The sequence below is a fragment of the Luteococcus sp. H91 genome (assembly GCF_038433135.1).
Taxonomy (GTDB): domain Bacteria; phylum Actinomycetota; class Actinomycetes; order Propionibacteriales; family Propionibacteriaceae; genus Luteococcus.
Genome location: NZ_JBCDMV010000026.1, coordinates 38,678 through 63,737, shown reverse-complemented (window position 1 = coordinate 63,737; position 25,060 = coordinate 38,678). Strand labels below are relative to the sequence as shown.

Here is a 25,060-nt window from a genome sequence, read left to right as displayed (position 1 = left end):
GGTCAGCCTGCCGTGGCGATGGCGTCGTTCGTGAAGGTGAGGCGTTCCTCAAGCGGGTGGAGGTAGGTCTGGACCTTGTAGAGCTGGTCTCCGACCTGCCAGAGCGCTCGGCCTTTGCCTTGCATGGCCCAGGTGGTGATGACGTCCTGCGCGATGGGGCCCAGGCCGAGGAGGTGTTCGAGTTCGGTCGCCACAGCGCGGTCCTGTCCGTGGAGGATCTTGATGTCGGCCAGGTGCAGGAGGTCCTTGGCGATGGTGGTGGCCTGGGATCCGTGGTCTCCGGCCGAGAGCAGGTCGGAGGGTTTGTGCATGACGGCCCATTGGATGTCGCCGTCGCGGCGGGAGAAGCGCAGGTCGGCGTCGAAGCTGTTGACCGCGTCGGGGCCCAGTCGTAGCTGTTTCCAGGCTTCGTCGCGCACGACGATGCGCAGGTCTCCGGGGTCGGCGACTTCGCGCATGGCGCGTCCCCAGGAGTTGAGGCAGGTCAGAGCGATGCCGACGGCTTCGTCGCCGAAGGGTTCGAGGCGGGACAGCGACAGGGACTGGATGGGGGCGCGCCAGTCGACGTGGATGCTGGTGTGGTCGTCGAACAGCCCGGCCAGGGCGCCGGAGACGAGTTGGCCCAGGGCGTCGCGCAGCAGGCGGGTTTCGTCGAGGAAGTGGCGCCGGTCGCGGTAGCGGCACGCGGCGACCAGCTCGTCGGTGGGTTCGTCGAGGGCTCGCCACAGCTGCGGAATGGTGGGTTCGGTCAATCGTGTGGCGGCGTCGCGGTAGCCGGACAGGTGCGCCAGGACGGTCTTGACGACTACCTCGTCGGAGGGGCCGAAGGGGACGCGCTGCTCCCCCACCTTCTGTGACCCGACCAGCCCGCGCACGAGGGTGAGCCAGCGGCTGAAGACCAGCGCGGAACGGCGCTGCGCCTCCGCCCGGCTAAGCCGTTCCCAGCCGTCGGCCAGCGGGCCGAGGTCGAGGGGGTTGATACGGGTCGCGAGACCGCGGCCGATGGCGAAGGGTTCGACGCCCAGGGCGTGGCACAAGGCTTCGTACTCGTCCTTGGGGTCGCCCAGGATGAGAGCTCGGTAGCCGAAGTCCATCATGCGCAGCAGGAAGGCCTTGGTGGTGCCGGACTTGCCGCGTCCGGGTTTACCCCAGACCATCACGTTGGGGTTGGTGACGGGGATCTGGTCGTCGAGGACCCAACCGAGTGGGTCGGCGTAGAAGGAGCCGCCGGAGAGCTGGTCGATGCCCATCTGCGCGCCGGTGGGTGGCAGGCCGGGGGTGGCGATGAACGGCCACCACACCCCGACCTGGTCGGAAGTCATCCGCCACGCCGCCACCGGCGCCCCGGACGGTGCCCAGCCGCGGCCCCGCCGGAACGCACCGCGTGCTGGGGCGTGGTGGAACAACCTGCCTTCCCTGCCACGGACTGGTGGCGAGGGTGGGGTGGGCAGGTCGTGGCCGAAGTCGGCCAGCAGGTGGGCGACGTCGCGTCCGGTGCGGGTGGGCATCAGTTCACCGTCCTGGTCAGGCCGAGGCCAAGCGGGATGGTGGAGGCCAGGAAGCCGGCGTCCTGGGCCAGGTCAAGGCGCAGCGGCGCGAACCCGGCACGGCGGATGGACGCGTCGAGTCGTCGTCCGTAGTCGGCGATCGCGACGGTCTTGGGCGCGGTGACGGTGCACACGGCATACGGGCGCATCAGCGCGGCGCCGCGGGCCAGTTTCTCGTCGACGCCATGTGCTTTGGCGGCGTCGTTGCGGTGACGGGCCTTTGCCTTCACCCCCGCGCGGCGGCGCAGCTCACCGCCCATGTCGGCAGCGAACTCAGCCGAGTCGCTGTGCCGTTCGGCGCGCTGCTGGGTCAGGATCGGGAAGCACACCATGTACGAGCGCCGCTCCCCCGCCTCGTCCGGGGTCAGCACCGGCGCCAACGCCCCCAACGCCGCCCCGTTGGCGGGCAGCATCACCGTCGCGCTGATCGAGTTCCACGCATCGTGGGAGTAGTGCCGCCCCGTCGCCTCTGCCCCCGACGGGCCGGCCATCGCCCACGGCACACCCGCCTCCACCCTTGGGTCGTGCTGGTGCTCGGCCAGGGCCTGGACGATCCCGGCCCGGTCGCCCGGCGCGAAGCCACTGCGACAGGCCAGCGCCAACTCCGGCGAGGTGAGCCACGACACCTGCGTCATGCCCAACCCGCCCCGCAGCGCCGCCTCGACCTCGGCCATCACACTGCCCAGCACCCGCGCCCGACCGGCCAACCCACCACCGGAGTGCCGTGCCGCCCTGGCCAGCCGGGTTTCGGGCACGACGACAGTGACGAACGCCTCGGTGCGCACGCTCGCCCTGGACAACGAGCGATGCAGGTCATCATTGACCTGACGCGACAGTCCCTGCGTGGTGGGGCGGCGGTGCTGCTCCACCCAGATCGAGCGTTCCGCCCCGTCATCGGGCACGGTGCGGACCTGCACGATCAGCTCGTCGGCCAACTCCGCCCGCGCCGTCGCATCGATCAGGCTCGACAGTCCAGCGGCCCGCCGGGATCGTTCGTCGACGTCGCTCATCCCGATCCCGGGATGGGTCACCGCACAGGTCACCGCCCAGGTGCGGGCCGCGTGGTTCTGCACCAACGCCACCCGCCGTGCCGCCGCCCCGGTCGGTGGGCCGTCGTGGATCTCCACCCCCGCCAACACCCCCGGCAGATCGACCTGTTCCGGGTTGGTGGCCTTGCCCTGGGCGGCGCGGGCGGTGAACCGACGCGCCCCCGTGGCGGCGCCCACGGTGAAACACGTCAATGCCCACAACCAGCCCAGCATCGGACGGCCCTTCACCTGCACCGCCGTCACCAGCACCACCACCGCCCACACCAGGCTGAACAGCAGCATCGACAGCCACGCCTGGCGCTGGATGGCCCAGAAGACCGGCAGCGTCGACACCGACACGGCCGCCAGCTGCCAGGCGCGTAGCCCGAAGAACCACCCAATCCGGTCCCGCGTGTAGTCGCTGTAGATCGTCACGACCTGCCTCCTTCATCCGTCGCGCCCGGCTTAGGGTCTTGTTGGCCCGGGGTCGGAGCGGTGCCGGGACGTGGTGCGGCTGGCCGCTGTCCCGCCCCCTGGTGGGGTGCCGGTGGTCGCATGGGGTGCTGGGGTGGCAGCGGCTGGACGGTCGGTTCGTCGAGCGTCGGGGGCGGGCTGGACGGGGTCGGCAGGGTGCCGTCGTTGCCGTTGGCGGCATCGGCGTCGGCCTCGGCCAAGCCCTCCGGCGCAGCACCACTGCCCTGTCCGGGGGTGCGGGTGAAGTCGGGCTGGTAGGTGTTGTGCCCCACCCCGAGCTGGTTGGTGGCATCGCTGAACAGTGCCGACCCTGCCCCACCCAGGTGGGCCATCGTCCGCAGGCCCGTCGCCGCGGCCGCACCAATCGCCGCAGCCACACCCAACACCCCCGCCGCACCCCCTGCGGTTGCAGAACCACCCGCCGCAGCGGTGCCGCCGTCGGCGGCAGTCGCCGACGGCCCGCCGGCCGGTGCTTGGTTGGCCGGGGGTGTGGCGTTCTGGAACCGAGCCGCCGTCGCGGCCTGGGAGGCCTGCTCGCCGGCGGAGCGTCCGTGCTCATCGGTCTCGGAGGCACTCGTCCCGGACGCTTTGCCGCCCAGACCAGAGCCGAGACCGCCGAGCAGGCCGGAGATGCCGCCCACCCCGGCCAGGCCTGCGCGCACCGCGGCACCGGAGTTGGTGCCCGGGTCGACGAAGGCCAACAACTTGAACAACGCCACCGGCGCCACCGCCGAGACCAGGATCATGAACACCCCCGGCACCGCCGTCCCGATCGCTGACTCCGGCCCGGTCGCCAACCCCAGTGCGACGCCGTTGGACATCTGCACCCCCAGGCCCATCGTCAAGGTCATCAGCACCGGTGCCAGCGCGGCGGCGTGGAACCAACGCAGTGACTTCCAGAACCACGGGCGTCCCACCTCGGACAACAGACCCGCCGCCGAGATCGGCGCGGTCGCGGCCAGCACCAACAACCCGCCGGCCCGGGCCAGCAGGATCACGAAGTGCGCGATCGCCGCGATCCACAAGAACAAACCCATCAGCCCCAGCACGGTCGCCAGCACGGCGTCACTGACGTCCTGGCCCGACAACGGCTTGAGCGGCTGCCACGCATCCCACGCATCGATCGACAACAAGCTCTTCATCAACGCCTGGTTCAACCCGCCACAGGCCGAGACCACCAGCGCTCCGTAGCTCAACCAAGCCACCCACACCATGCAGAACTGGCCCGTCCCGACTACCAGCCGCCCCAACGACTTGCCGTCGCGTCGGGCCAGCACGACGAACAGCTGCACCAAACCCATCAGCACCGCCAACGCCCCGGCCATCCAGAACGTGGAGCGGTAGGCCAACTGCGCCGGCCCCTGCTCCGTCACGTCCGGGGTGAGCAGCGCGGCCTCGAACTTCAACACCACCCGCAACAGCCACAGCCCGGCCTGCCACAGGCTCAGCATCATCGCCGTCCACCCGTCGACCACCACCTTCGACGCACGATCGGCCAACGCCCCGAACGGATCCCACAGCATCGCCCGGTTACTCCCCCGCGACGTGCCAGGTGCGCCACCCGGCCCGCGCCGCCAACTCGGTACCCGGCCAGGTCGACGGGGCCACCGCAGCCGCACGAGGCGAGGCCACCATCCACCGGCCCCCGCGCCAGGCCATGGCCTCGCAGTAGCCGTAGGCCATCCGCGACTCGACCCGCACCAGCGCCCGCACGTCCACCAACACACACGCCACCACCCAGTCCGCACCATCGGTGCCCTTGACCTGCGCGGCCACCGGATCCACCGTCACCCGCGCCCCAGCCTCCAGGCGTCCCGTCATCCCCGCCGAGCCCAGGAAGGACTGGACGTGCCGCACCAACGGCCACTGTTCGACCGGAACAGCACCCGGGACGACCCATGCCCGATGCACCTCGCCCGCGCGGGCCACGTCCATCTCGGACAGCACCGTCTGCTCGATCGCCGCCAACTGCCCCACCGCACCGGCCGGCGTGCGCGGAAAACCCGTCACCACCCGCGCCGGACCCGTCCGGGTCGAGTTCGGCACCGTCAACGCCGGCGCGGGCTCCACCGCCGGAGCACCACCCAACGCATCCGCCGGCGCCACCTGCAGCATCGGCGCGGCCAACAGCGCATCCCGATCCACCCGCCCCTCAGCCGGGCGGGCCGTCGAGGCAAGGGAGGTGGTGCGGGTGGCGTGGACGACGGCCGTGCGGATCGCGAAACCCAAGCCGACCAGCAGCGCCACCCCGACCACGCACAGCCCGGCCAACAGCGCCCACAACCGGCGGCGGCTCCACGCCTGGGGCTGGTCGCCGGTCATGTCACGGCTCCTGGCTGGCCGCTGGTGCGCCGGGTGCGTCGGCGATGCAGCCGCTACCGGTGATGCTCGAAATCAGCGACGGCAGCACCAGGTAGGCGATCGCGGCCAGGAAGACCACCGCCACGCCCACCACACCGGCCTTGCTGGCATGCGGCATCGAGAAGATGCGACCCGCCACGATCGCGCCGATCGAGACCACCACCCCGACCACGAACATCGCCAACACCGCCCACAGCACATAGCCGGTGAGCTGGTCGGCATACTTCTGCGCCCCAGGCGGCGCCAGCGGGCAGATCTCCAACAGCACCAATCCCACGTCGAGCATCACTTCGTCCCCTTCTCGCATTCGCTCAGCAGGCCGAGCACGGTGTGCCCGGCCGAGACCACTGACTTCGACAACGGCGCCGGAGACAACCCCGTCACCAACAACCGGCCATCGCACGGCATCACCGCCCACCGGTGCTCGTCGACCAGCCGCTGCAGAACCGGCCCCATCGCTGCGCGCACCTGACGCGGCAACCGACCACCCGACACCGCCCGCACGACCGCGACGCAACGATCCGGCCCCAGCTCGTCGACCGCCACCTCGAGGCGGCGGATGCCCGGCACCGTCCCGGCCGCCACCACCACGACCACCTCCGCGGCGGCAACCGTCGCCGCAACCCACCCGGGCCCCGACGCACACGGATGGACGCCGGCATCCAACACCGTGCGCCGCACCACCCGATCCAGCGGCAACGGATCACCCGCCTCGCCGGTGGCCGGACGTTCGATCACCACCCCGTCGCGCTGCGAGCGCACCCACGACGACAACTCCCCCAACTCCGCCGACCCGGCACCGGCCAACCCCGAGCCGGCCGGCAGGCTGATCTCGAGCAGCCTCGCGCACGGATCGGCCTGCGCCACCGCCAAGGCCACCGTCGACGCGCCCGCCTGCGCATGCGCACCCACCACCACAACCAACTCCTCAGCCGGTCGCCACGCCGACACCGAGGGCTCCTCGCCATCCAGCGCCGACACAGCCATGGCCGAAGTGGCTGGCTGCGGCTGGATGGGTTCGGGGTTGGCATAGCGGCCCTGGCTGACGGCATCCCAGGCGCGGCGCAACTCCGCCACGCTCGGCGCCATCACGGACATCGAAACTGGTGGTGTGGTCACGTCGACCCAACTCGCCACCGGCTGGTCGGTGCTCATGCCACGTCCAGGAACAGACCCTGCCGGTTCGCGTCCTGCAACCGGCCCAGCACTCGCCCCACCCGACGCCGCGCTGAACTCGGCGAGATCCCCAGCTGCTGCGCGACCACCGCCGACGCCTGCCGCGACATCAAACCGTGCACGCCCACCCTCCGGGTCGGCACCTCATGGCCCACCGACACCACCAGCCGCAACAGCGCCGCATCATCCGGCGTCACTGCCCCAGCCCGCGCCGCCTGCTGCAAAACCGCCGACAGCTCCTCCGCCGGCTCCACCCACGGCTCAGTGCTGGCGTCGTCGACCATCAGGCCCTCCAGCACCTGGTCGTCCATTGGCTGCGTGTTCGCCCACGTCCGATCGCCACGGTCCTTCGCCTGGATCCCCAGATCCGCGAACGTCGCCCGACGCACCTGCCACTGGATCGAGGCCGCCACCTTGCGGCGCGACCGCCACTCAAAGGTCCGCGCCCCCATCCACAGATGCTGCGCCGCCACATCACACAACGCCGACATCGACAACGACCCCGGACGATGCCGACGAAGCTTCGCCAACGTCCCCGGAATCAACAACTCGCACAACACCGCCGCCGCCTCCGGACAGTTCTCGCCCTCCGCATGAGCCAGCCTCGCCAACGCGATCAGCACATCATCACGGGCCATCACATCGCCCGTCCGCGATGCCCGCCGGAAATCGTCGACCGACCTCAGCAAGCCCAGGTCCGGATGACTGATCCCCCACCCCGGGGCCAGCCGATCAGCCGCCTGCAGCAGAAACTCGGTGCCCAGCGCCTCGCGCAACGTGTCCATGTCCATCTCCCTGTCGTGGGTGCCTGTCATGGACACAGATGGACACGACAACGTCCTCGCTTTCGTTCCTCCACAACCCCACCCAATGGGGGAACACGAGGGAAACACGAGACCGTCGATTGGAGAAACACCTAGCCACGGCAGTGTTCCCCCAAAAAGGGAGAAGTTCCTACCGCTCGAGCTCCACGACCAGCGGACGGGGGGTGACTTGACCCTCACGCTGCGTCAGGGCTGACAGTGAAGGGCATGAGCAACTACTTCAACGCATTCGACGCGAGCCCCGTCCCGGCGCCCGGGCCCGATGCCGTCGCACCAGAACCCTTCCGCGGCATCTACGCCATGCCCACGTTCGTCACCCTCACCAGCCCAGACCTCGCCGCATCGGTGAACTTTTGGACCCACACCCTCGACTTCTTCGAACTGTTCAGCATCCCCGGTCGCCTCGTGCACCTGCGCCGCTGGGCCTTCCAAGACGTCTTGCTGGTCCCCTCCAACGACCCCACCCGAGTGGTTCCCGGCCAGCCACTCACGAGCTTCGCCTGCCTTCTGGGCGAACTGGACGACATCGCCAGCCGCTGCCGTCAGGCCGGGACGAACGTGACCGGTCCACAGGACACCCCGTGGAACACGCGAGACCTTGAACTCACCACCCCCGAAGATGCCCGCATCGTCTTCACCGCCGCCAAGCCCTGGGACCCAGAATCCGACCAGGCACGCAACCTCGAAGCCGTGGGAATCCGCCTGGCTCGGCAAGACTGAACCCATGAGCCAACGAGACGCCCCCGGCGAACAGGGCATGACCGTCGGAGCGGCCGCGCGCGCCACCGGCGTCACCGTGCGCACCCTGCACCACTGGGACGACATCGGGCTCCTCACGCCTTCAAGCCGCACCCCCGCCGGCTACCGCCTCTACATCCAGCCCGACATCGACCGCATCCTGCGAATCGTCGCCTACCAACGCGCCGGCCTCGGACTCGAAGACATCCGCGACCTGCTGCAACGCCCCAGCGACCAGATCATCCCCGCCCTCGACCAACAGCGACGACTCCTGACCCAACGCATCGACGAACTCACCGACCTCGACAACCAACTCGAACGCATCAGCACTGCCCACCGCGAAGGAATCCTCCTGACCCCCGACGAGCAGACAGCCCTCTTCGGCGACGACTGGAACCCCCACCACGCCAACGACGCCCGCCAACAATGGGGATCAACCCTGCAATGGGCCCAATTCGCCGAACGCTCCGCCACCCGCTCCGCCACACAATGGGCCGAACTCGCCCAGCGCATGCACGCACTCGAAGACCGCTTCGCCGCAGCGATCGACAGCAACCTCCCACCCGACAGCCCCACGGCCAGTGACCTCGTCGAATGCCACCGCCACGTCTTCAGTGAGCTGTTCCCCATCACCCGTCAGATGCACGTCTGCCTGGGCAGGCTGTTCGCCAACAACCCCGACTTCAGACGCCACTACGACACCCTCCGCCCCGGACTGGCCACCTGGCTACACCACGCCATCAACCACAACGTCGCAGCCCACGGAATCAACCCTGACCAGGCAACCTGGCAATAGAACCCGTACCAGCACATCGCGCCGCCTGCTCACGGCAACCGCTGGATCACCTCGTCCACCCTCACCTGCTGAACGCCGACCAGCGCAGGATCAGCCACACGGTCAGGCGTGACATGCGACCGTGTCGGTCACCACACCCGCTGGGAATTCACGATCGGTCGCCCTGCCGACAAGCATGCGACGATGGCAGCCATGAATGTGGAGATGGTGGCGCTACCCCTCCTCGGCCCCGTCGAGGAGCAGGTCGTCGATCGCTCCACGGGCACGTCCTGGACGGCGCGCGTCGAACCCTTCGAACTGGCCACCACGGTGGTCACGCGCAGCCTCTGGGCCCAAGTGACTGGGGGCACCGTCGTCCCGGAAGAAGCGGCCCTGCCACAGACGGACGTGAGCTGGCGTGACGCGATCACCTTCTGCAACACACTGTCCATGCACGAGGGGCTCACGCCCGTGTACACGATCGGGCAACGCGAGCTTCCCGCACCGACACGGTGGCGAGCCCACAGCGAGCCCGAACACGACGACTGGATCGTCGACTGGAAGCACCACGCCGACGGCTGCCGGCTCCCCACGGACGCCGAGTGGCAATTCGCCTGCCGCGCCGGCACCACCGGGCCACGCCACGGCGAACTCGACGCCATCGGCTGGTACGCCGGCAACTCCGCCGGCCACCTGCACCAGGTCAAGCTCAAACAGCCCAACCATTGGGGACTATTCGACATGCTCGGCAGCGTCTGGGAATGGTGCTGGGATCTCTACAACCCGCAGGTGTACGGGTCGTACCGCAACATCCGCGGAGGAGGATGGAGCGATCCGCATTGGAGCTGCCGCGCCGGCGTGCGCCGCAAGACCAACCCCGCATCATCATTCGACGACCTCGGATTCCGCATCGCCCGCGGAGCAGGCACCCAGCCCGCCGTAAGACTGCATTGAGGAACGCCACCGGCGCCATCTTGATTAGGGCACACTGCCTGATCAGGACCGTCGCTGGCGGCTCGTGGGGCCCGATGCGCCCCGGGCGGCCATTCGTCAGAATTGATTCTGTCGTTCTTGCCAAGTCGTGGTCATACCCCGAGGACCGACCCACCTCCTCACGCACGGCCCCTGCCGTCCTCGCTCAAGTCGATCAACGTCGCCGCTCGCTACACCGAGCAATCGTTGTTTGCGCTACTTCCGGAAGGACGTCGCGTGTGCTCCGAGTTGGCGTAGCAGCGGTGCGGGGTCCGTGAGGCAGCGGTCGAGGTCTGGTTCTAGCTCGAGCAAGCTGAGGACGTGTGCGAAGCCCGCAGAACGGGACTGTTCGGCAGTGAGCAAGTTCCGACCGCAAATGGCTACCACTGGAATGTCGGTTGCCGCGGCGAGCTGAACGACCCCGAAGGGGCCTTTGCCTTGAAGTGTTTGAAGATCCAGGGAGCCCTCGCCGGTGATGACCAGTGATGCGCCTCGAAGAAGCTCCTCGACGCCGAGCGATTCCAGGAGGAGCTCAATCCCCGACTCTAGGTCTACGCCGAGCGCGAGGCAGGCGACGCCTACCCCTCCTGCCGCACCAGCCCCGGGCCTGTTGCGGTTGTCGTGGCCAGCGGCACGTGCCAGTACGTCGGCCCATCGGCCCAAGAGTTCGTCGGCCTCGATGGCTTCGCGTGGATCAAGGCCCTTCTGGGGGCCGTAGACGGACGCGGCGCCGCTGGGGCCGATCAATGGGTTCGTGACATCGCTGGCTACTCGCACTCGGACCCCATTGAGGCGCGACAACGCGCCTGTCAGATCGCAGGTGCTCACCTGGCTGAGTCCTTCAAGCCCTGGAGCGATCTCAAAGCCGGCTGCGTCGCGCAGCTGAGCGCCGAGCCCGGCGAGGAATCCGGCTCCGCCGTCGGTTGACGCGGAGCCGCCAAGACCGATGACTACGTCCGTGGCGCCTCGCGCGATTACGGTACTGAGTGCTTGCCCCAGCCCGAAGGAGGTCGCTGCTCGGGGCGCCCGTTCGGAGGTGGACAGATTGGCGAGCCCGCAGACCTCGGCGAGCTCGATGACGGCTCGCCGCCCCCGGTGGCCGTATCGCGCGCGGTGGGCCCGGCCCAGAGCATCGCTGCACTCGACGTAGCCGATGTCGTAGCCCAGACGCTGGAATGCGGAGAGCGTTCCGTCGCCGCCGTCTGCTATGGGCAAGACCACGACGGTCGCGCCGGGCAAGGCCGCCTGGATGCCGGCAGAAATTGCTCGGGCGACCTCGTCTGCCGAGAGGCTGCCTTTGAACTTGTCCGGTGCGACGATGATGTTCATGCGGACTCCCGCGCCGAACCTGCCAGGTGATCTATGAGCCGCGCGGTCACTTGGTCCGGGCACTCCTCGGCGATGAAGTGCCCGCCCGGCAGCCCGGTTCCGGTTGCGCTCGGGAACCAGGCTTGCCACAGCGGCAGGGGGTCTTCGTAGAGCGGCACGGTTCCTTCTTCACCCCACAGGACTAGGGTGGGGACCTCGCTCGTTCGTCCCTGATCGGCGAGGTCGTGGTCGCGGTCGACGGTGGCTGCGCTCTGGTAGTCCTTGCACCAGGCTTCGACAACCGAGGGGTTCTCGGCTGCGCGGCGATAGCTGGCCAGAGCCGCTTCGTCGAACGTGACGCGTGAACCCCCAAGGCCGCGCAGGGCATGCTCGAGGTAGAACAGCGGACGTGCGTTGATCAGCGTCTCCGGAAGGCGTCCCCCCTGGGCGAGAAAGAGCCAGTGGTAGTACCGCAGACCGAGCCCCGCATCCATCTGCCTCCACACGTCCAAGGTGGGCAAGATGTCCAGGAGGGCGAGGGACCTGACGACTTGGTCGTGATCGAGCGCCATCCGATGCGCAACACGGGCTCCGCGATCGTGCCCGATGACGTCGAAGCTTTCGTGGCCCAGCGTTGCCATGAGCTCCACCATGTCCTCAGCCATCGCTCGAAAGCTGAAGTCGTCGCACGTTGAGACGGACTGCCCGTAGCCTCGCAAATCCGGTGCGATGACGCGGTGCCCCTCAGCCAGACAGCGTGCCTGGGCGTGCCACATCTCGTGGGTCTGAGGGTATCCATGCAAGAGCAGAACTGGGCGCCCTTGGCCCCCGGCGAGGGCATGGAGCCGTCCTCTCGTTGTCGCGATCTCGAGATCTTTGAAGCCAGCCCATCGTGCATCCACCGTGTCGCCCCTCACATCCGAAGTAACCTGCATGGGAGTTACTTTATGGGAATACGGCGCACGGGTCCATAGACTCCCCACATGGTCGACCAGAGCGCGTTGTGGGTGTGGGACGGCGGGAGCCCCTGTCTTGACTTGGTAAACACCGTTCGGCATCGGCAGCTGAAACCGTTGGACACGTTGACCGACGACGGGTTGGTTGTCGCTTGGTTGCAGGCGGCAGGCATCCTAGACGCCACAGCGACCCCAGCTCCTCATAGAACTCTCCTGGAGGACGCCCGCGCCCTCAGGCAGGCTCTTGAGCGGGTCCTCGGCCTTGCTCCGCTCAACCAGGATTCCTTGGACTTGGTCAACCGTTGGGCCGAAAGCCTTCCCCGCCCTCGACTGGAGGAGGGCCCGGAGGGTTGCGTTATCGTGAGCCGGGGCCAGCGCACGCAATCGACGCGGACAGCACTGGCAATGGTCGCCGCCTCCGTCTTGACGCTGGCACAGTCGGGTCAGCTCGCCCGGGTGAAGAAGTGTGCCTATGAGAGGTGCGGGCTGCGCTTCATCGACCGGACCACCAGTCAGGATCGCCAGTGGTGCTCCATGAAGCGCTGCGGCAACCGAGCGAAGGCCGCGCGTTTCCGAAGGTCCGGAACTGGCTGACCGGTAGTCGGGGAACCCCTGCAAGGCGTGTTGCTTCGACAGCCGCCCCTCTCGCCCATTTGCCTAGTGACGGACGAAAACCGCCACCCGCAGCTCAACTAGTGCCCCGTGTTTGAAGTTGCTGGACGGTTGGCTTTCGTGAGGATTTCGTCGGCGGTCTTGGTCCAGACGAAGGGATGGCAGCGGTTGTTCCAGCCGTTGACGAAGGCCCGGATCTTGGCGTTGAGGTACTTCACCGATGGGAAGACTCCGCGGCGGATGGCCTGCTTGTCGATGATCCCGAACCAGACCTCGACCAGGTTCAGCCAGGAACCGGAGGTGGGGGTGAAGTGGACGTGGATCCGCGGGTTGGCGGCGAGCCAGTCACGGACCTCGACGCGTTTGTGGGTGGCGTAGTTGTCCATCACCAGGTGCAGCTGCTGGTCGGGATATGCCCGGGCGACCTGTTTGAGGAACGCCAGGAACTCCTGGTGCCGATGGCGTGGTTTGCAGGCCCCGGTCACGTGCCCGGTGGCGATGTCCAACGCCGCGAACAATGTCGTGGTGCCGTGGCGCACGTAGTCATGGGTGCGGCGCTCGATCTGGGTGGGCTGCATCGGCAGGACCTTCTGGGTGCGGTCCAACGCCTGGATCTGCGACTTCTCGTCCACGCACAACACCACCGCGTTCTCAGGCGGCGCCAGGTACAACCCAACGACGTCGGTGACCTTGGCGAGCAGCTCGGGGTCGGTGGAGAACTTGAACGTCCCACTGCGCCACGGCTGCACCCCGTACTCGCGCCAGGCGCGGGCGATCGTCGCGTTCCCCACGCCGAGATGGGAGGCGAGCAAGCGGCTCGACCAGTGCGTCACCCCGTACTTGGTCGGCGGCGGCTTCAATGTCGTGGCCACGATCTGACGATGGTCCAGCCGGCGTGGTCTGCCCGAACGGGGAGCGTCGGCCAGTCCCGCCATACCGCCGTCCGCGTAGCGGCGCCGCCAGGCAAGCACCGTGTTCTTCGACACTGCCAGCTGCTCAGCGATCCTGTCGTTCGCAACTCCGTCCGCGGCCGCGAGCACGATCCTGGCCCGCATCACCGCACCCGCCTCAGACGTTCGTGATCGCGTCAACGACTCCAGACGTTCACGATCACCCTCACGAAGACCCAGCGCCGGGGCAGGAGAATTGGCCATGACCATTCTCCAAACCACAACCATTCAAGAACTAACGACACGCTGCACTAGAGCTATCCGGAGGCTCGTCTGTCCCGAGCATCCATACTTCTCACGATTGACCCAACGTCCTCGGTCATGGCACCTGATATGGGCGCGGGGTTCGGGAGGCAATCGCATCACTCAGTTCAGGCGAGTCGGCTGGCAGGCCGCCCAAGTCCCGCAAATTGGGTGTCTGCCCCAGATGAGTTCTCGCATGACGTGCCACTACCCTCGAGTCGATCGCCCACATATCAAGCAGATGATCGATGTCACGCGCCTGTGGTCAGTGTGGGCTTGATCAGAAGTCGGAGGCTGCGTGGGCTCAAGTCGGCCGGGAGTTCCTCGTCGTCGAGCATGGTGCGTACTTCTTCCTGGAGTATGTGGGCTTCGTCGAGTCGGCCTTCGCCGGTGGCGACTGCTGCCAGGTCGAGTCGGGTGATGGTGTCCTCTGGGGCGGCCCGCAGCGCTGCTTCTGCGCTTGCTCGTGCTCGCGCGGTGTCGTTGTTCGTGAGGTGGTGGCTGCTGACGGTGTGGGCGATGTCGACGATCGAGACGGTGATGTGGTGCTCGAGTCCGGTGTGCGCGAGCCAGCCCCAACCGCCAGGGCGCAGCTGGTCGAATGGACGCCCTTGAGCCAAGCCCAAGGCGGCTTCGAGATCGTCGATGCCGTCCTCCCCGGCCGCTTGGGCGCGGGCGCGGAGGCGGCGCATGAGGTCGATGTCGACGAGCAGTTCGGGTACCTGGTAAACGGGCACGCCCCTGTCGAGGGCGGCGGGGGTGTTGGTGGCGTCGGGCAGGTAGCGTTCGCCGGTGGTCGGGTTGGTGCCGAGCCATTCGCGGATGGTGGTGATGCCAGTTCGCACCGTCTGCGCAGACACGTTCATGGCGTCCGCGACTTCGTCGGGGGTGGCGCCGTGCTCGCGTAGTGCGATGTAGGAGAGCATCTCGGTGTAGTAGGGCTTGCGTTTGGCGATGGTCTTGCCCCGGGCGATGACCTTGACCGGCCCGAGCAGGCTCAGCTTCGGGCGGCGTGTGTCGGGGTCGTTCCAGTCGGCCAGGTCGGCGTCGAGGGTGGGGTCGAGCTCTCGCAACCGCTGGGCCACAGTGTCGTCGGGCTCAGGCAGGAGACGTGCCCATTCGGCGTCGTCCTCGACGGTCGGAGGCAGCGACACGGAAGCATCGTGGTCGCCCTCTACGTCCCAAGTGGGCTGTGCCTGGTCCTCGACGGTCGTGGACGGGCTGTGCGTCGCGATGGCTCCGGCGGCGTCGGTGATTTCGCGCCAGCCGGTGTCGCCGGCGGGTGGGACGGATTCGTCGGTGAGTATGTCCGCTTGGGCGAGTAGCGCCGCGCAGCCGAGGGCCTCGTCCGGGGTGAGACCGGCAGGGATGAGGGCCAGCCCGGCTGGTTCCAGACGTGCCTGGCCGTGGGCGGTGAACACCAGCCGAGCCGCATCAGAGTCAGGGTTGCTCTCCCCCACCATGAGCACCGCTGTCCCGGTTCGGGAGGGGTGGTCGATGATCATGCTGGTCAGGTCATTGACTTCGATGGTGTGGGCATCGGTGGTGATGAGTGCTTTCGGGAGCCAGGCCTCGCCGTCGGTGGCGCGGCAGCGCTTGTCCTCCACGGCCGCGTCCTCGGCCGAAAGTAGGTGGACGGTGCGTCGGGCGTCGTCGGTGATCGTCTCGATGGTTCCGACTGCCGTGGTTGGTTGGTGGAGGCGGTTGGGGTTCATGTCGATGGCTTCGACGCCGGCGTCGAGGCAGGTGGCGCGCACGCCGCGGGACCAGGGGTTGACGGCGATCTCGGCGGCGGCGTAGCGGGCGAAGTCGTGGGCGTAGTCCGCGTCGCCGGTGAGGTGCAGCACGCCGAGCTGTTCGAGGTTGACCAGCCACACGGCCTGGTCGTGGTCGGTTCCTGCCGTGACGAGCAGCGGGTAGGGCGCGGGCGCCTCGATCGCACCGAGGTTCGGGTGCAGGGGTGTGGCCCAGCAGCGGCCGCTGTCGCCGGTGGCGGTCCACGCACTGGGCATGGAGTCGGTGGCCTCGGCGAGGTGGACCTCGACGTGGTCGGTGGTGACGCGCACGGCGGCCACGTGCGGCACGCGGTGGCCTGCGGCCAGGGCGTCTGCGGCGAGGTGGCGCAGGTGGGCGTCGAGGTTGGCGAGGTCGACCGTGACCGGTGTCCCGGCGGCGACCAGCGTCTGCTCGACGGGGGCGAGTTCCGGTGGGGGCAGGGTGATCTGGCGGCCCGGACGTCGGTGGGAGGCCTGCACGACGCGTCGGCGGCGCAGCACCATCAGCGCCGAGGCGGCCAGCAGGCCACCGCCCGACGCGAGCCCGGTGAGCAGCCACGATGCCGAGACACCGTCGTGCGCTTCCACCTCGTCGTTTACCGGTGCGGCAGCTGGGGTGGCGGTGCTGTGCGCCCTCGCGGTGCTCGCGGCCGATGACGGGCTGGGCGCCGGTGCCGGGGTCGAGGTCTGGCTAGCGGTGGTGCGGGGCCTGTCGGTGGGCTTGGGAGTCCGGCTCACGACCTGCGGCTTCTTCTCGGTCGCAGGTGCCGTCTGGCCAGGGATGGTGAGTGTCCAGCCGGGCAGGATGATGTCGGGGTCGGTGAGGCGTGCTCCGTCGGGCTGGGATGCGCTGCGGGAAGCCTCGTAGATCTCGGGCCAGCGCTCAGGATCGCCGAGGTGTGTCCGAGCGAGCTGCGCCAGGGTGTCCCCTTCGTGCACGACGATCGTGCGGGCCTGCCGGTCGGTCTGTGGCTGGGTGGTACTGGTGGGGATGGTGATGCGCCAGCCGGGGTTGATGACGTTGGGGTCCGTGAGGTGTGCCCCATCGGGCTGGACGGTGCGGCGGGATGCCTGGGCGAGCTCGGGCCACCGGTCGGCGTCGTGGAGCTCGTCTGCGGCGATGCTCGACAGGCTCTCCCCCTCTGTCACGACATGCACCCGCACCCCGGTGCCGGTCGGCTTCGCGGTGGCTGGGCTGCTCGGGGCGGTCTGGGCGGTGGCGGTGGCTGCGGGTGGGGTGGGGCGGGGTTCGGCCGAGGCGGTGGGGGTGCCGAGCAGGGGTGCGGTGACCAGGACGAGGGTGGCGGTGGCGACCAGGCGTCGGATGCCGAGCTGGGGTGCGTGCCAGCCGGGCAGCATCGGAGCGGTGCGGCCGCGCAGGCGCGCGACGGTTTCCAGCAGGATCAGCACGGCCAGGTAGGCCCAGACGAGCCAGCCCAGCAACCCGATGGCGCTCAGCGCGAGGGTGCCGTCGTCCGGCGCGGTCAGGGCCTGCCACCACTGGCCGGGGCTGGGGATGCTGCCGGGCAGGGGGTTGCCGACGGTGGCCACCAGTGCTGCGGGAAGGCCGACCATCAGGGCCCCGAGGGCGAACAGGGCAGCCAGACCGTGGAGGCGGCGTCGAAGGGTGGTCATCGTGGTCTCCCGTCGAGGACGCGGTGGATCTCGACCTGACCGGTTCCCGTGACGGGGAGCCGGTCGATGCCGAGCAGGGTGAGGAAACGGCACTCGTAGTCACCGGTGGCCGTCACCGACACGGTGGTCGCGCCGACGGTGGTGGTGCCGGTGTAGCCGGCGGTGCCGAGGTATCCGTCGGCGGCGGCGCTCACCCGGGCGGGGTCGGGGGTGAGGGTGCCGGTGGTGGCCAGCGTGTCGAGTTCGACCTGTTGGCCGCCGGTGCGGGCGGCTTCGAAGGCGACCTGGCGGGCGCGTTGCTCGGCCGCGACATGCCCGGCCAGATCGACGCCCAGGCCGAGGACCAGCATCATGCACAGGCTGGCCAGCACGGCCCAGGTGCTGATGGAGCCCCGCTCATCGCGCACCGGCTTGGTGCGGCGGGGTGCCGCGGTCATCGTCGGCCCCGGAACACGTCCAGCGGTGAGCTGGCCTGTCGGTTGATGGTGATGCTGCCGGGCAGCCCGGGCAGCGCGATGTCGGACAGGTTCACCTGGCACGCCACGGTGGCCTTCAGGCTGGCAGGGTTACCGACGGGAACCGCGAAGCCGGCGGCATCGACCTCGACGCGCGCCGGTTGGCAGTCGAGCTGGTGGCTTGCCAGCGTGGCCTGGGCGGCGGTGGTGGCGCGGCTGGTGGCGCTGGCCGCATCTCGTGCCAGCGAGCCGCTGCGGGCCGCTTCGGCCGCGGCGGCATCGACGTGCTGCCGGGCCACCTCAATCCGGCCCAGGGCGATGACCAGGCCGAGGAACAGGCAGAAGGCCGGCACCACCAGGACTGCCTCCAAGGTGGCCGAACCCCGCTCTCCCCGTCCACTGCGGCTCATGTGAGTTCCTCCCACGGCATCGACGCCGACCTGAGCACCGGCAACTCCAGCCCTGGGACGAGGGCCAGGCATCGTCCGGTGACCGTGGCGTGGGGGCCTGTGACGTCCCCGGTGACCGTGACCTGGGCGTGTTCGAGGCCGCCGTGGGACTGCTCCAACGCCGCCTGGGCCCGTTGCGTCCCGGTGGCCTGCCAGTCGTGGTCCTTGGCGCTGGCAGCGGCCCGGGCAGCGTCCTGCGCCGCGGCCGAGGCAATGGACGCGGCGTAGTAGTAGAGGGCCGCCTGGACGCCGACGATGACCAGCAGCAACAGTGCCGGCAGCAGCACGACCATCTCGAGGGTGGCCGAGCCGCGCTCGTCTCGCCGCGGCACCCGGCCCCGACGACGCCGGGTCACTTGATCTTGCCGACTTCCTTCTTGACGAAGGCGGTGATGGCGGCCACCACGATGCCGACCAAGGCGATGATCGCGACCGCCCACAGCGCCTGCTCGATCGTGATCGAGCCCCGTTCGTCCCGCCGCCGGGCCAGCACCTGCTGCTGGTGCCCCAGCAGGGTCTCCACTTGGTAGCCCAGCGTCAACCAGATTCCCAGAATGTGCTGCATCGTCGTGTTCCTTTCGTCGATTCCAACAAGCCACCAGGACGGCCCTGGTGACCCCAGATCTGTCACAGGGGAATGCACAACTCGGGGGAAGACCACCCGTGGTGGGTGGCGCGGGGGTTCTGCGGTGTCAGGTGATGCCGACCACCCTCAGCAAGGCCGGGACGATGAGGATGGTGATGAAGGTGATCCCCAGTGCGCTCATGGGGATGGTCAGCTTCTCGCCGACCGCGTTGGCGTGGGCCAGGTCCTGGCTCAAGAGCGCCGAGCGCATCGACGCGGAACGGGCCCGCAGCTGGCTGTAGATCTGGCTGCCCTCCTCACCCGACAGCCGCAGGATGTCGGCCAGGTCAGCCAGCTCGGCCAGACCGAGCTCGTGGGACAGTCGCCGCAGCGCCTCCCACGGCGGCTCACCCGTCCACCGCGAGAAGGCCAACTCCTCCCGCAACCGGACGAAGACCCACGAATCGCCCACCTCTGCGGCAGCCTCCATCGCCTGCCGGGTCCCCGAACCGGAGTTGCGCTCCAACGCAATCAGTTCGATGTAGGCGCCCAAGGCGCGGTTGAACTCCGTGCGGGCCCGGCCCGCATCGTCGACGACATTCCAGTTCGGGATGAAGAAGAACACCACACCCGCTGCCAGGCTCGCCACCACCGGAACCACCACCGGCAGCCGCAACCCCATCACCGCGAACAGGCTCGACAGCAGCACCGGCGCCATCATCCCCAACAGCGCGAAGGCCACCTTCTCCCCGAAGAACCGCGCCTGGCTGATCCGCAACAACGCCAACTGCTGGGTGGGCACCACACCCCACCAGCCAGCCGGCAACGTGCGCATCGCCCACCGCCCCAGACGCTCGACACCACCGACCGCCCGAACCTGACCCCCACCCGTGACAGGTGTCTGGGTCGACTGGGCGGACAGCCGCACGACCGCGTCATGGGCATCGACCTGCACCGTCGCCAACCGCCACACCAACGCCGAGACCCCGGCGCCGATGCTCAACCCGCCCAGCAGCGCCAACTGCAGACCCGTCGTGCTCATCGCACCTGCTCCTTCGCCACCGACGCCCCCAGGAACCGTGGAATCGCGTCCCCGGCAGCCATGCGCCGCATCCACACCAACACCGCCACATAGACCCCGAGCAGGACCGCCAGCACCACCTGCCCGATCGGTGTCTTGTACGGGGCGACATAGCTGCCCGACATCGCCAACACCGTCAGCGCGCACACGGTGATGACCGTCACCCACCGGGCCGTCGCCCGCGGCTTGGCACGGTCGGCCTCCACCTGCCGGCGGGCCCGCACATCAGCAGCCACCGACTCGGCCAGGCTCTCCAACACCGCCGCCACACCCGGACCACGCCGCCGTGCCGCCAACAACAGGTTCGCCGCCACCAGGTCCCCGGTCGGGTCGTCCAGCTCGTCGGCGAACAACCGCAACGCCTCCGAAGTCGACCACCGCGCCCGCAGCCGGGCCACCAGCCGCGACACCTCCGGACGGATCGGCTCCGGCGCCGACCGCAACGTCGCAATCAGCGCCTGCTCCAACCCCGCACCCACCGTCAGGATCCCTGACAGCGACCGGGTCCACTCCTCCATCGCCTCCAACCGCTCGATCCGCGCCGCCGCTGGAGGGGCCGACACCAACGCCGGCAACCCCGCCACCGCCAACGGCACCACCACGACCGCGATCAACCAGCCCGACACGAGCGCCACCACCACACCAGCCACCAGCCCGACACCGACTGCCAGCCGGGCACGCCGCGACCACCGCCGCAGGGTGCGGCCCCGTCGCGGACGTCCCGTGGCAACCGGCGACGGCCGCAGCCCCCAGACCACCCCCAGCAGCCCGGCGACGATCATCGCTCCCGCGACGGCGGGCACCAGCAGCGTCACAGCACACCTGCCTGGCTCTCGGCCCGGTAGCCGTCAAGGTCGAACCCGAAGCGCGCCAGGTCGTCGTACTCCTCCGGCAGGCCCGGCATCGCCCGGATCGTCCTCGACCCCGGCTCGCACCCGAACACCGGCACCAGCGCATAGCCCTTGGTCTTCTCCCCCGGCCCCAGCACACAGATCTGCGAGGTCCAGCGCTGCTTGCCCTGCTCGGTGGTGCGAGCATCGACGTGCACGATCACGTCCAACGACTGCGCCAACGCCCGCACCGCATAGTCGTAGGTCACATGGGCGCCGGCCTTCATCGCACACGTCACCAGCTTGTTGACCGTGTCCTCACAACTACGGGCATGCGTCGTCGACAACGATCCCGTCCCTGACTGCATCGCCTCCAGCATCGCCAGCACCTCCCGGCCCCGAACCTCACCCACGATCTGGCGCGACAGGTTGAACCGGTACGAGTCGTACAAGGCGTCATCGATGCTGAACTCCCCCGCCCGACGCCCCGAAGCCGTCATCTCCCCACCCGGCCGGGCCTCCCACGCATGCACGATCGGATGCCGCTCCCGCATTTCGTGCAGGTGCAGCTCGTACTCGGTCTCGAAGGTGCCGATCGCCTCATCCGGGCCGATCTCGGCGCACAACGCCCGCACCATCGTCGTTTTGCCCGCCCCCTGCGCCCCCGCCACCACGATCGAACGACGCGACCGCACCGCCGCCCGCAGGAAGGACGCCGCCGTCGCCGACAACGAGCCCAGCCCCACCAGGTCGTCCAAGGTCACCTGCTGCAACCGGTGACGACGGATCACCACCGACGGTCGAGGCGTCACCCACGCCGTCGCCGCCAACCGCGCCCCACCATCCAGGCGCAGGTGCAGCCGCGGCTCCGCCTCACTGAACTGCCGCGCATTCGCCTCCGACCGCGACGCCACGAAGACCAGGAAGTCGATCAACTCCTGGTCACTGTCGGCCACCGCCGGCCCCGCCACCACCCGCCCATCGGCGTACTCCAGCCACACCACATCACAGCCCTGGATGATGATGTTCTCCACCCGCTCGTCATCAACCAGCGGCTGCAACCTGCCGAGCCGGAACAACGCATCGAAGACCGCCTGTGCCACCCGCTGCTCACCCGACGGCGACAACGTCCGCACCCCCGCACGAGCCTGCTGGGCCACCTCCTCGACCACCAGATCAGCAATGATCCGCCGCCCCAGCCGGTGCTGCTCGGCCACCGACGTCGCCGACGACCCCTCCAACGCCCGCATCAACTGCCCCGACGCAGCCACCCTCAACGAGCGCACCAACTCCCAATCCAACTCCCCCTCCACCGCAGCACCGGCCCGAACCTCCGCCACGTCGGGCACAGGCTCGGTCACAGCGCTCTTGGGCGTCGCGGTGCGAATGTTGGCCGGTGCCGCAGCGGCCCGGATCCGCTCCACCGACGCCGAACCCCGCACCAGCGAGAACGTCGAGCGACGCCGCCCCGCCGACCCGGCCGGTGAGTCCGTCTGGAACAAGGGAAGCCGCGCCAGATCCGACGCCTCCAGCTCGCGTTCATCGACCCGGTCGTTCATCACGCCTCCTCCAGCACCGTCGACGGATCCTGCGCGCTCGCCGCCGAACGGATCGCCGTTCCCAGCGCGTCGAGCGAGCGATGCCACCGACCCAACGCCCTGCCCGAGACCTTCTCCCCACGACTCACACTGCCCGCCGCCCGCGGATCCCAACACACGCTCCCGAAGCCGGGCAGCCCCACCGCCTTGGCCACCTCCCGCAATCCGTAGGGACGGCCCGGGCCCACCACCACGCAGCCCACCGTCCCGGCACCCGTGCCCGCAGCAGCCGCCTCCGCCCAGGCCAGCCCCCACTGCCGGGCAGCCGACAACTCCGGCAGCCCACTGCCACAGACCAACAGCGCCAGATCAGCCGACTCCACCAACGCCGTCGCTGAATGGGCCATCCCCAACCGTCCCGCGTCGATGATCACGTCCTGCCCCGACGCCTCGAGCGCTCGAAGCTCCACAGCCAACGGACGCCACAACTCCCGCAGACTGCCCGCCTGCACATGCGACCTGGGCCCCACCAACACCGACGCATTCGTGCCCTCCAGCACCAGCAGCGACGTCGGCAACGCCTCACCCAGCCGGCCCTCACGCTGCGCCAGCACCAGCTGCACCATCGCATCCGGATGCGCCACCGCACCCTGGAACAACCCCGCCAACACCGGCGAACCACCCACCGGGTCGGCATCCACCAACACCACCGGACGCGGCCACCGCATCGCCAACCCCAACGCCGTCGTCGTCACGCCCGGAGCACCCGAAGCCGAGGCCAACACCACCAGAGCCATCAGCCCTCCCGCGCATCCACCACGAGGGCCACCTTGCCGCTGGCCGAACGAGCCGCCAGCTCCGGCGCCTGCTGCTCCGCCACCTCCACACTCACACTGATCCGCCCCGACACATCCGCAGCACCGACCTGCACCACCGACGCCGTGAACACCCGAACGTCCTGAGCCACCACGTCACCCTGCTGGCCCGGCGTCGACACCACCCGCACGCGATCGCCCACCCGCAGCGGCTGCGACGGCAACTGGCCCGGAGCCAATGCCAAGCCCACCACCGACATCCCCTTGTGCGGCGCCACATCCTGCGTCACCCCCGTCGGCACCATCAACTGCCCCGCCTGCAAATCCACCGCAGCACGCTGACCCACCAAGGCCTCCAACCGGTCCGCCGGCACCGTCGCCAACGCCGGATCAACCCCCACCCGGACCACCTCCAGGTCCGACGCCGAGATCACCGACCCCCGCGCCACGTCCTGCCGCACCCCCACCACCGGCTGCGCCGAACCCAGGCTCGAGTACGCCCACACCGACAACAACGCCCCCAGCACCACCAGCGCCACCGACACCGCCACCAACGCAGGACGCCGCCGCATCCGCACCCCCGCCGCTACCGGCGCCACCCTGGCCGCCCCCTGCGGGGCCTCCACACCAGCCGTCTGCGCCGCGATCATCGCCCGATCACCTGGACCTCGCCCACTTCAAGCACCCGATCCGTCGTGAAATCCATCGCGATACTCCCCGTCTGCCCGCCCGAAGCCGTCCAATCAACAGCCCAAAAGGACGTCGCCCGGATCGTGTACGTCCCCCGCTGCGAATACGTATGGCCGCAATCCGGCGACGACTTTCCGCCATCCCCAGGCCCGAACACCGACCCCGCCGTCGTGCACGTGACAGCCTGGCCGTCGCCCATCTGCCACACCACCCGCTTCACCTTCGCCGTGGCCGAAACCGTCACGCCCCGCTCGCTCAAGCTGCGAGTCTGCGGGCCGAAGGTCTGCGCCGACGGATTCTCAACCCACATCCACACCGGCAACCCCACCGTCCCCACCACACCAGGACGATCCTCCGGAGCCATCCCGACATCGATCGCCCGAAGATTCATCTGCGCCACCAACCGCTTCGCCAACACCGCAGGATCCGGCGGCGCCGCCACACCAGCTGGCTGCGTCGCCGACCAGAAGGAGTAGACGTGACCGCCAGCCTCAACGCCGGTCGTGCACATGTACACCGCCCCATCCGTGTGCCCCTCCCAGAGCGGATGACCTGCGGGAGGCGGAGGCGTGGCCGGCTTCACATAGCACTGCCGCTCGTTGGACCAGTAGCCGGCACTGCTGGTGCACGGGACCGGGGAACCCGACCGGCTTGCACACGCCGCCTGCACGGCCCTGCCCTCCACCTTCTTGTGGAGCGCGGCAGCCGGCTGAGAGCCTCCCCGTTGTGGAACTGACAAGGTGAGTTTGCAGGTGCCAGTCAGGCGCACATACTCCTGATCCCGTCCGCACGAGACACCCGAGTCAGCCGCAGCTGTCGTCGAGGCTCCGCACAAGAGGGCCAACAGACTCACCGTCCCTCCGACGCGGCTCAGCACGTACCCACCACCTTGTCCTGGATGACGAACCACGAACCCGTAACGGCGTCCTCGGCGACGGTCACCTTCGATTCCACCCGCCTCGGGCCTTCTCCTCGAACGGACTTCCCCTTGGCGTCCACCAGATCCGTCCCCGTGCCGTCCACGCAGTAGGTCATGAGCCAAGATCGTGCGTCGCTACCGGGCGTTACATGCGTGAGCCGAGCTGAACTATTCCCTGTCTGCTTCAACCCTTGGGTCCTCAACTCCGTCAGGTCCACCTGCCAACGTCTCAGCGCATCACCGCGCGTTACGGTCTGAAGTTGGTTCAAGTCCGAGGAAGGGTCCGCGGCCAGTTCCTCGGTCAACTTCAGGTATCGACCAAAAGCCGCATCGGCCTTCTGCGC

General features: G+C 68.9%; 26 protein-coding genes. 4 read left to right on the top strand and 22 right to left on the bottom strand.

Annotated elements, in window-relative coordinates; all coding sequences use genetic code 11:
- Positions 1-2: 2 nt before the first annotated feature.
- From AAEX57_RS13460 to AAEX57_RS13430, 7 genes are all read right to left on the bottom strand, one after another.
- Positions 3-1,322 carry an ATP-binding protein gene (locus AAEX57_RS13460; RefSeq protein ID WP_342097793.1) on the bottom strand — a complete coding sequence of 440 codons (1,320 nt, stop codon included), beginning with the start codon at positions 1,320-1,322 and terminating at the stop codon, positions 3-5.
- A 185-nt stretch (positions 1,323-1,507) separates the two neighbouring features.
- Entirely contained in the window at positions 1,508-3,010 is a 1,503-nt protein-coding gene (locus AAEX57_RS13455) for an SCO6880 family protein (protein WP_342092949.1), read from the bottom strand.
- Positions 3,007-4,572: a hypothetical protein gene (locus AAEX57_RS13450; RefSeq protein ID WP_342092948.1), complete on the bottom strand. Its 1,566-nt coding sequence runs from the start codon at positions 4,570-4,572 to the stop codon at positions 3,007-3,009. The genes AAEX57_RS13455 and AAEX57_RS13450 overlap by 4 nt, the downstream gene beginning before the upstream one ends.
- Before the next feature lie 7 nt (positions 4,573-4,579).
- On the bottom strand, positions 4,580-5,371 hold the full coding sequence (locus AAEX57_RS13445) for a hypothetical protein (protein ID WP_342092947.1): 792 nt from the start codon (positions 5,369-5,371) through the stop codon (positions 4,580-4,582).
- Between the two features lies 1 nt (position 5,372).
- Positions 5,373-5,696 carry a hypothetical protein gene (locus AAEX57_RS13440; protein WP_211336695.1) on the bottom strand — a complete coding sequence of 108 codons (324 nt, stop codon included), beginning with the start codon at positions 5,694-5,696 and terminating at the stop codon, positions 5,373-5,375.
- Complete coding sequence (locus AAEX57_RS13435; protein WP_342092946.1) at positions 5,696-6,565, bottom strand: hypothetical protein; 870 nt, start codon at positions 6,563-6,565, stop codon at positions 5,696-5,698. Before AAEX57_RS13435 ends, AAEX57_RS13440 begins: the two co-directional genes overlap by 1 nt.
- Entirely contained in the window at positions 6,562-7,371 is an 810-nt protein-coding gene (locus tag AAEX57_RS13430; RefSeq protein WP_342092945.1) for a hypothetical protein, read from the bottom strand. The genes AAEX57_RS13435 and AAEX57_RS13430 overlap by 4 nt, the downstream gene beginning before the upstream one ends.
- 246 nt (positions 7,372-7,617) lie before the next feature.
- Here AAEX57_RS13430 and AAEX57_RS13425 point away from each other — a divergent pair, with 246 nt between their 5' ends.
- From AAEX57_RS13425 to AAEX57_RS13415, 3 genes are all read left to right on the top strand, one after another.
- Entirely contained in the window at positions 7,618-8,130 is a 513-nt protein-coding gene (locus AAEX57_RS13425) for a VOC family protein (protein WP_342092944.1), read from the top strand.
- 4 nt (positions 8,131-8,134) lie between these two features.
- Entirely contained in the window at positions 8,135-8,944 is an 810-nt protein-coding gene (locus tag AAEX57_RS13420; RefSeq protein ID WP_342092943.1) for a MerR family transcriptional regulator, read from the top strand.
- A gap of 183 nt (positions 8,945-9,127) precedes the next feature.
- Positions 9,128-9,877 (top strand): formylglycine-generating enzyme family protein, encoded by a 750-nt coding sequence (locus AAEX57_RS13415; RefSeq protein ID WP_342092942.1) that lies wholly within the window; start codon positions 9,128-9,130, stop codon positions 9,875-9,877.
- Between the two features lie 234 nt (positions 9,878-10,111).
- Here the strand turns inward: AAEX57_RS13415 and AAEX57_RS13410 are convergent, their stop codons facing one another.
- Complete coding sequence (locus AAEX57_RS13410) at positions 10,112-11,224, bottom strand: glycerate kinase (RefSeq protein WP_342092941.1); 1,113 nt, start codon at positions 11,222-11,224, stop codon at positions 10,112-10,114.
- Positions 11,221-12,138 (bottom strand): alpha/beta fold hydrolase, encoded by a 918-nt coding sequence (locus tag AAEX57_RS13405; protein WP_342092940.1) that lies wholly within the window; start codon positions 12,136-12,138, stop codon positions 11,221-11,223. The genes AAEX57_RS13410 and AAEX57_RS13405 overlap by 4 nt, the downstream gene beginning before the upstream one ends.
- Positions 12,139-12,186: 48 nt before the next feature.
- Here AAEX57_RS13405 and AAEX57_RS16270 point away from each other — a divergent pair, with 48 nt between their 5' ends.
- Complete coding sequence (locus tag AAEX57_RS16270) at positions 12,187-12,753, top strand: CGNR zinc finger domain-containing protein (RefSeq protein WP_446721165.1); 567 nt, start codon at positions 12,187-12,189, stop codon at positions 12,751-12,753.
- 98 nt (positions 12,754-12,851) lie between these two features.
- Here the strand turns inward: AAEX57_RS16270 and AAEX57_RS13400 are convergent, their stop codons facing one another.
- From AAEX57_RS13400 to AAEX57_RS13340, 13 genes are all read right to left on the bottom strand, one after another.
- Complete coding sequence (locus AAEX57_RS13400; RefSeq protein WP_342092970.1) at positions 12,852-13,925, bottom strand: IS630 family transposase; 1,074 nt, start codon at positions 13,923-13,925, stop codon at positions 12,852-12,854.
- Between the two features lie 290 nt (positions 13,926-14,215).
- Positions 14,216-17,374 carry a LysM peptidoglycan-binding domain-containing protein gene (locus tag AAEX57_RS13395; protein ID WP_342092939.1) on the bottom strand — a complete coding sequence of 1,053 codons (3,159 nt, stop codon included), beginning with the start codon at positions 17,372-17,374 and terminating at the stop codon, positions 14,216-14,218.
- A complete protein-coding gene (locus tag AAEX57_RS13390) occupies positions 17,371-17,811 on the bottom strand; it encodes a pilus assembly protein TadG-related protein (protein WP_342092938.1) in 441 nt (146 codons plus the stop codon). The genes AAEX57_RS13395 and AAEX57_RS13390 overlap by 4 nt, the downstream gene beginning before the upstream one ends.
- Positions 17,808-18,239 carry a TadE/TadG family type IV pilus assembly protein gene (locus AAEX57_RS13385; RefSeq protein ID WP_342092937.1) on the bottom strand — a complete coding sequence of 144 codons (432 nt, stop codon included), beginning with the start codon at positions 18,237-18,239 and terminating at the stop codon, positions 17,808-17,810. The genes AAEX57_RS13390 and AAEX57_RS13385 overlap by 4 nt, the downstream gene beginning before the upstream one ends.
- Positions 18,236-18,634, bottom strand: coding sequence for a TadE/TadG family type IV pilus assembly protein (locus AAEX57_RS13380; RefSeq protein WP_342092936.1), 399 nt, complete (start codon positions 18,632-18,634; stop codon positions 18,236-18,238). Before AAEX57_RS13380 ends, AAEX57_RS13385 begins: the two co-directional genes overlap by 4 nt.
- Complete coding sequence (locus AAEX57_RS13375) at positions 18,631-18,843, bottom strand: TadE/TadG family type IV pilus assembly protein (RefSeq protein ID WP_342092935.1); 213 nt, start codon at positions 18,841-18,843, stop codon at positions 18,631-18,633. Before AAEX57_RS13375 ends, AAEX57_RS13380 begins: the two co-directional genes overlap by 4 nt.
- 127 nt (positions 18,844-18,970) lie before the next feature.
- Positions 18,971-19,885, bottom strand: coding sequence for a type II secretion system F family protein (locus AAEX57_RS13370; RefSeq protein WP_342092934.1), 915 nt, complete (start codon positions 19,883-19,885; stop codon positions 18,971-18,973).
- On the bottom strand, positions 19,882-20,739 hold the full coding sequence (locus tag AAEX57_RS13365) for a type II secretion system F family protein (protein ID WP_342092933.1): 858 nt from the start codon (positions 20,737-20,739) through the stop codon (positions 19,882-19,884). Before AAEX57_RS13365 ends, AAEX57_RS13370 begins: the two co-directional genes overlap by 4 nt.
- Positions 20,736-22,313: a CpaF family protein gene (locus tag AAEX57_RS13360; protein WP_342092932.1), complete on the bottom strand. Its 1,578-nt coding sequence runs from the start codon at positions 22,311-22,313 to the stop codon at positions 20,736-20,738. Before AAEX57_RS13360 ends, AAEX57_RS13365 begins: the two co-directional genes overlap by 4 nt.
- Positions 22,313-23,089, bottom strand: a complete 777-nt coding sequence (locus AAEX57_RS13355; protein ID WP_342092931.1) for a hypothetical protein — start codon at positions 23,087-23,089, stop codon at positions 22,313-22,315. The genes AAEX57_RS13360 and AAEX57_RS13355 overlap by 1 nt, the downstream gene beginning before the upstream one ends.
- The gene (locus tag AAEX57_RS13350) at positions 23,089-23,757 is read right to left on the bottom strand and encodes an SAF domain-containing protein (RefSeq protein WP_342092930.1); all 669 of its coding nucleotides are present in this window, start codon (positions 23,755-23,757) and stop codon (positions 23,089-23,091) included. The genes AAEX57_RS13355 and AAEX57_RS13350 overlap by 1 nt, the downstream gene beginning before the upstream one ends.
- Positions 23,754-24,314: a hypothetical protein gene (locus AAEX57_RS13345; protein ID WP_342092929.1), complete on the bottom strand. Its 561-nt coding sequence runs from the start codon at positions 24,312-24,314 to the stop codon at positions 23,754-23,756. The genes AAEX57_RS13350 and AAEX57_RS13345 overlap by 4 nt, the downstream gene beginning before the upstream one ends.
- A gap of 353 nt (positions 24,315-24,667) precedes the next feature.
- Positions 24,668-24,832 (bottom strand): hypothetical protein, encoded by a 165-nt coding sequence (locus AAEX57_RS13340; RefSeq protein ID WP_342092928.1) that lies wholly within the window; start codon positions 24,830-24,832, stop codon positions 24,668-24,670.
- Positions 24,833-25,060 lie beyond the last annotated feature (228 nt).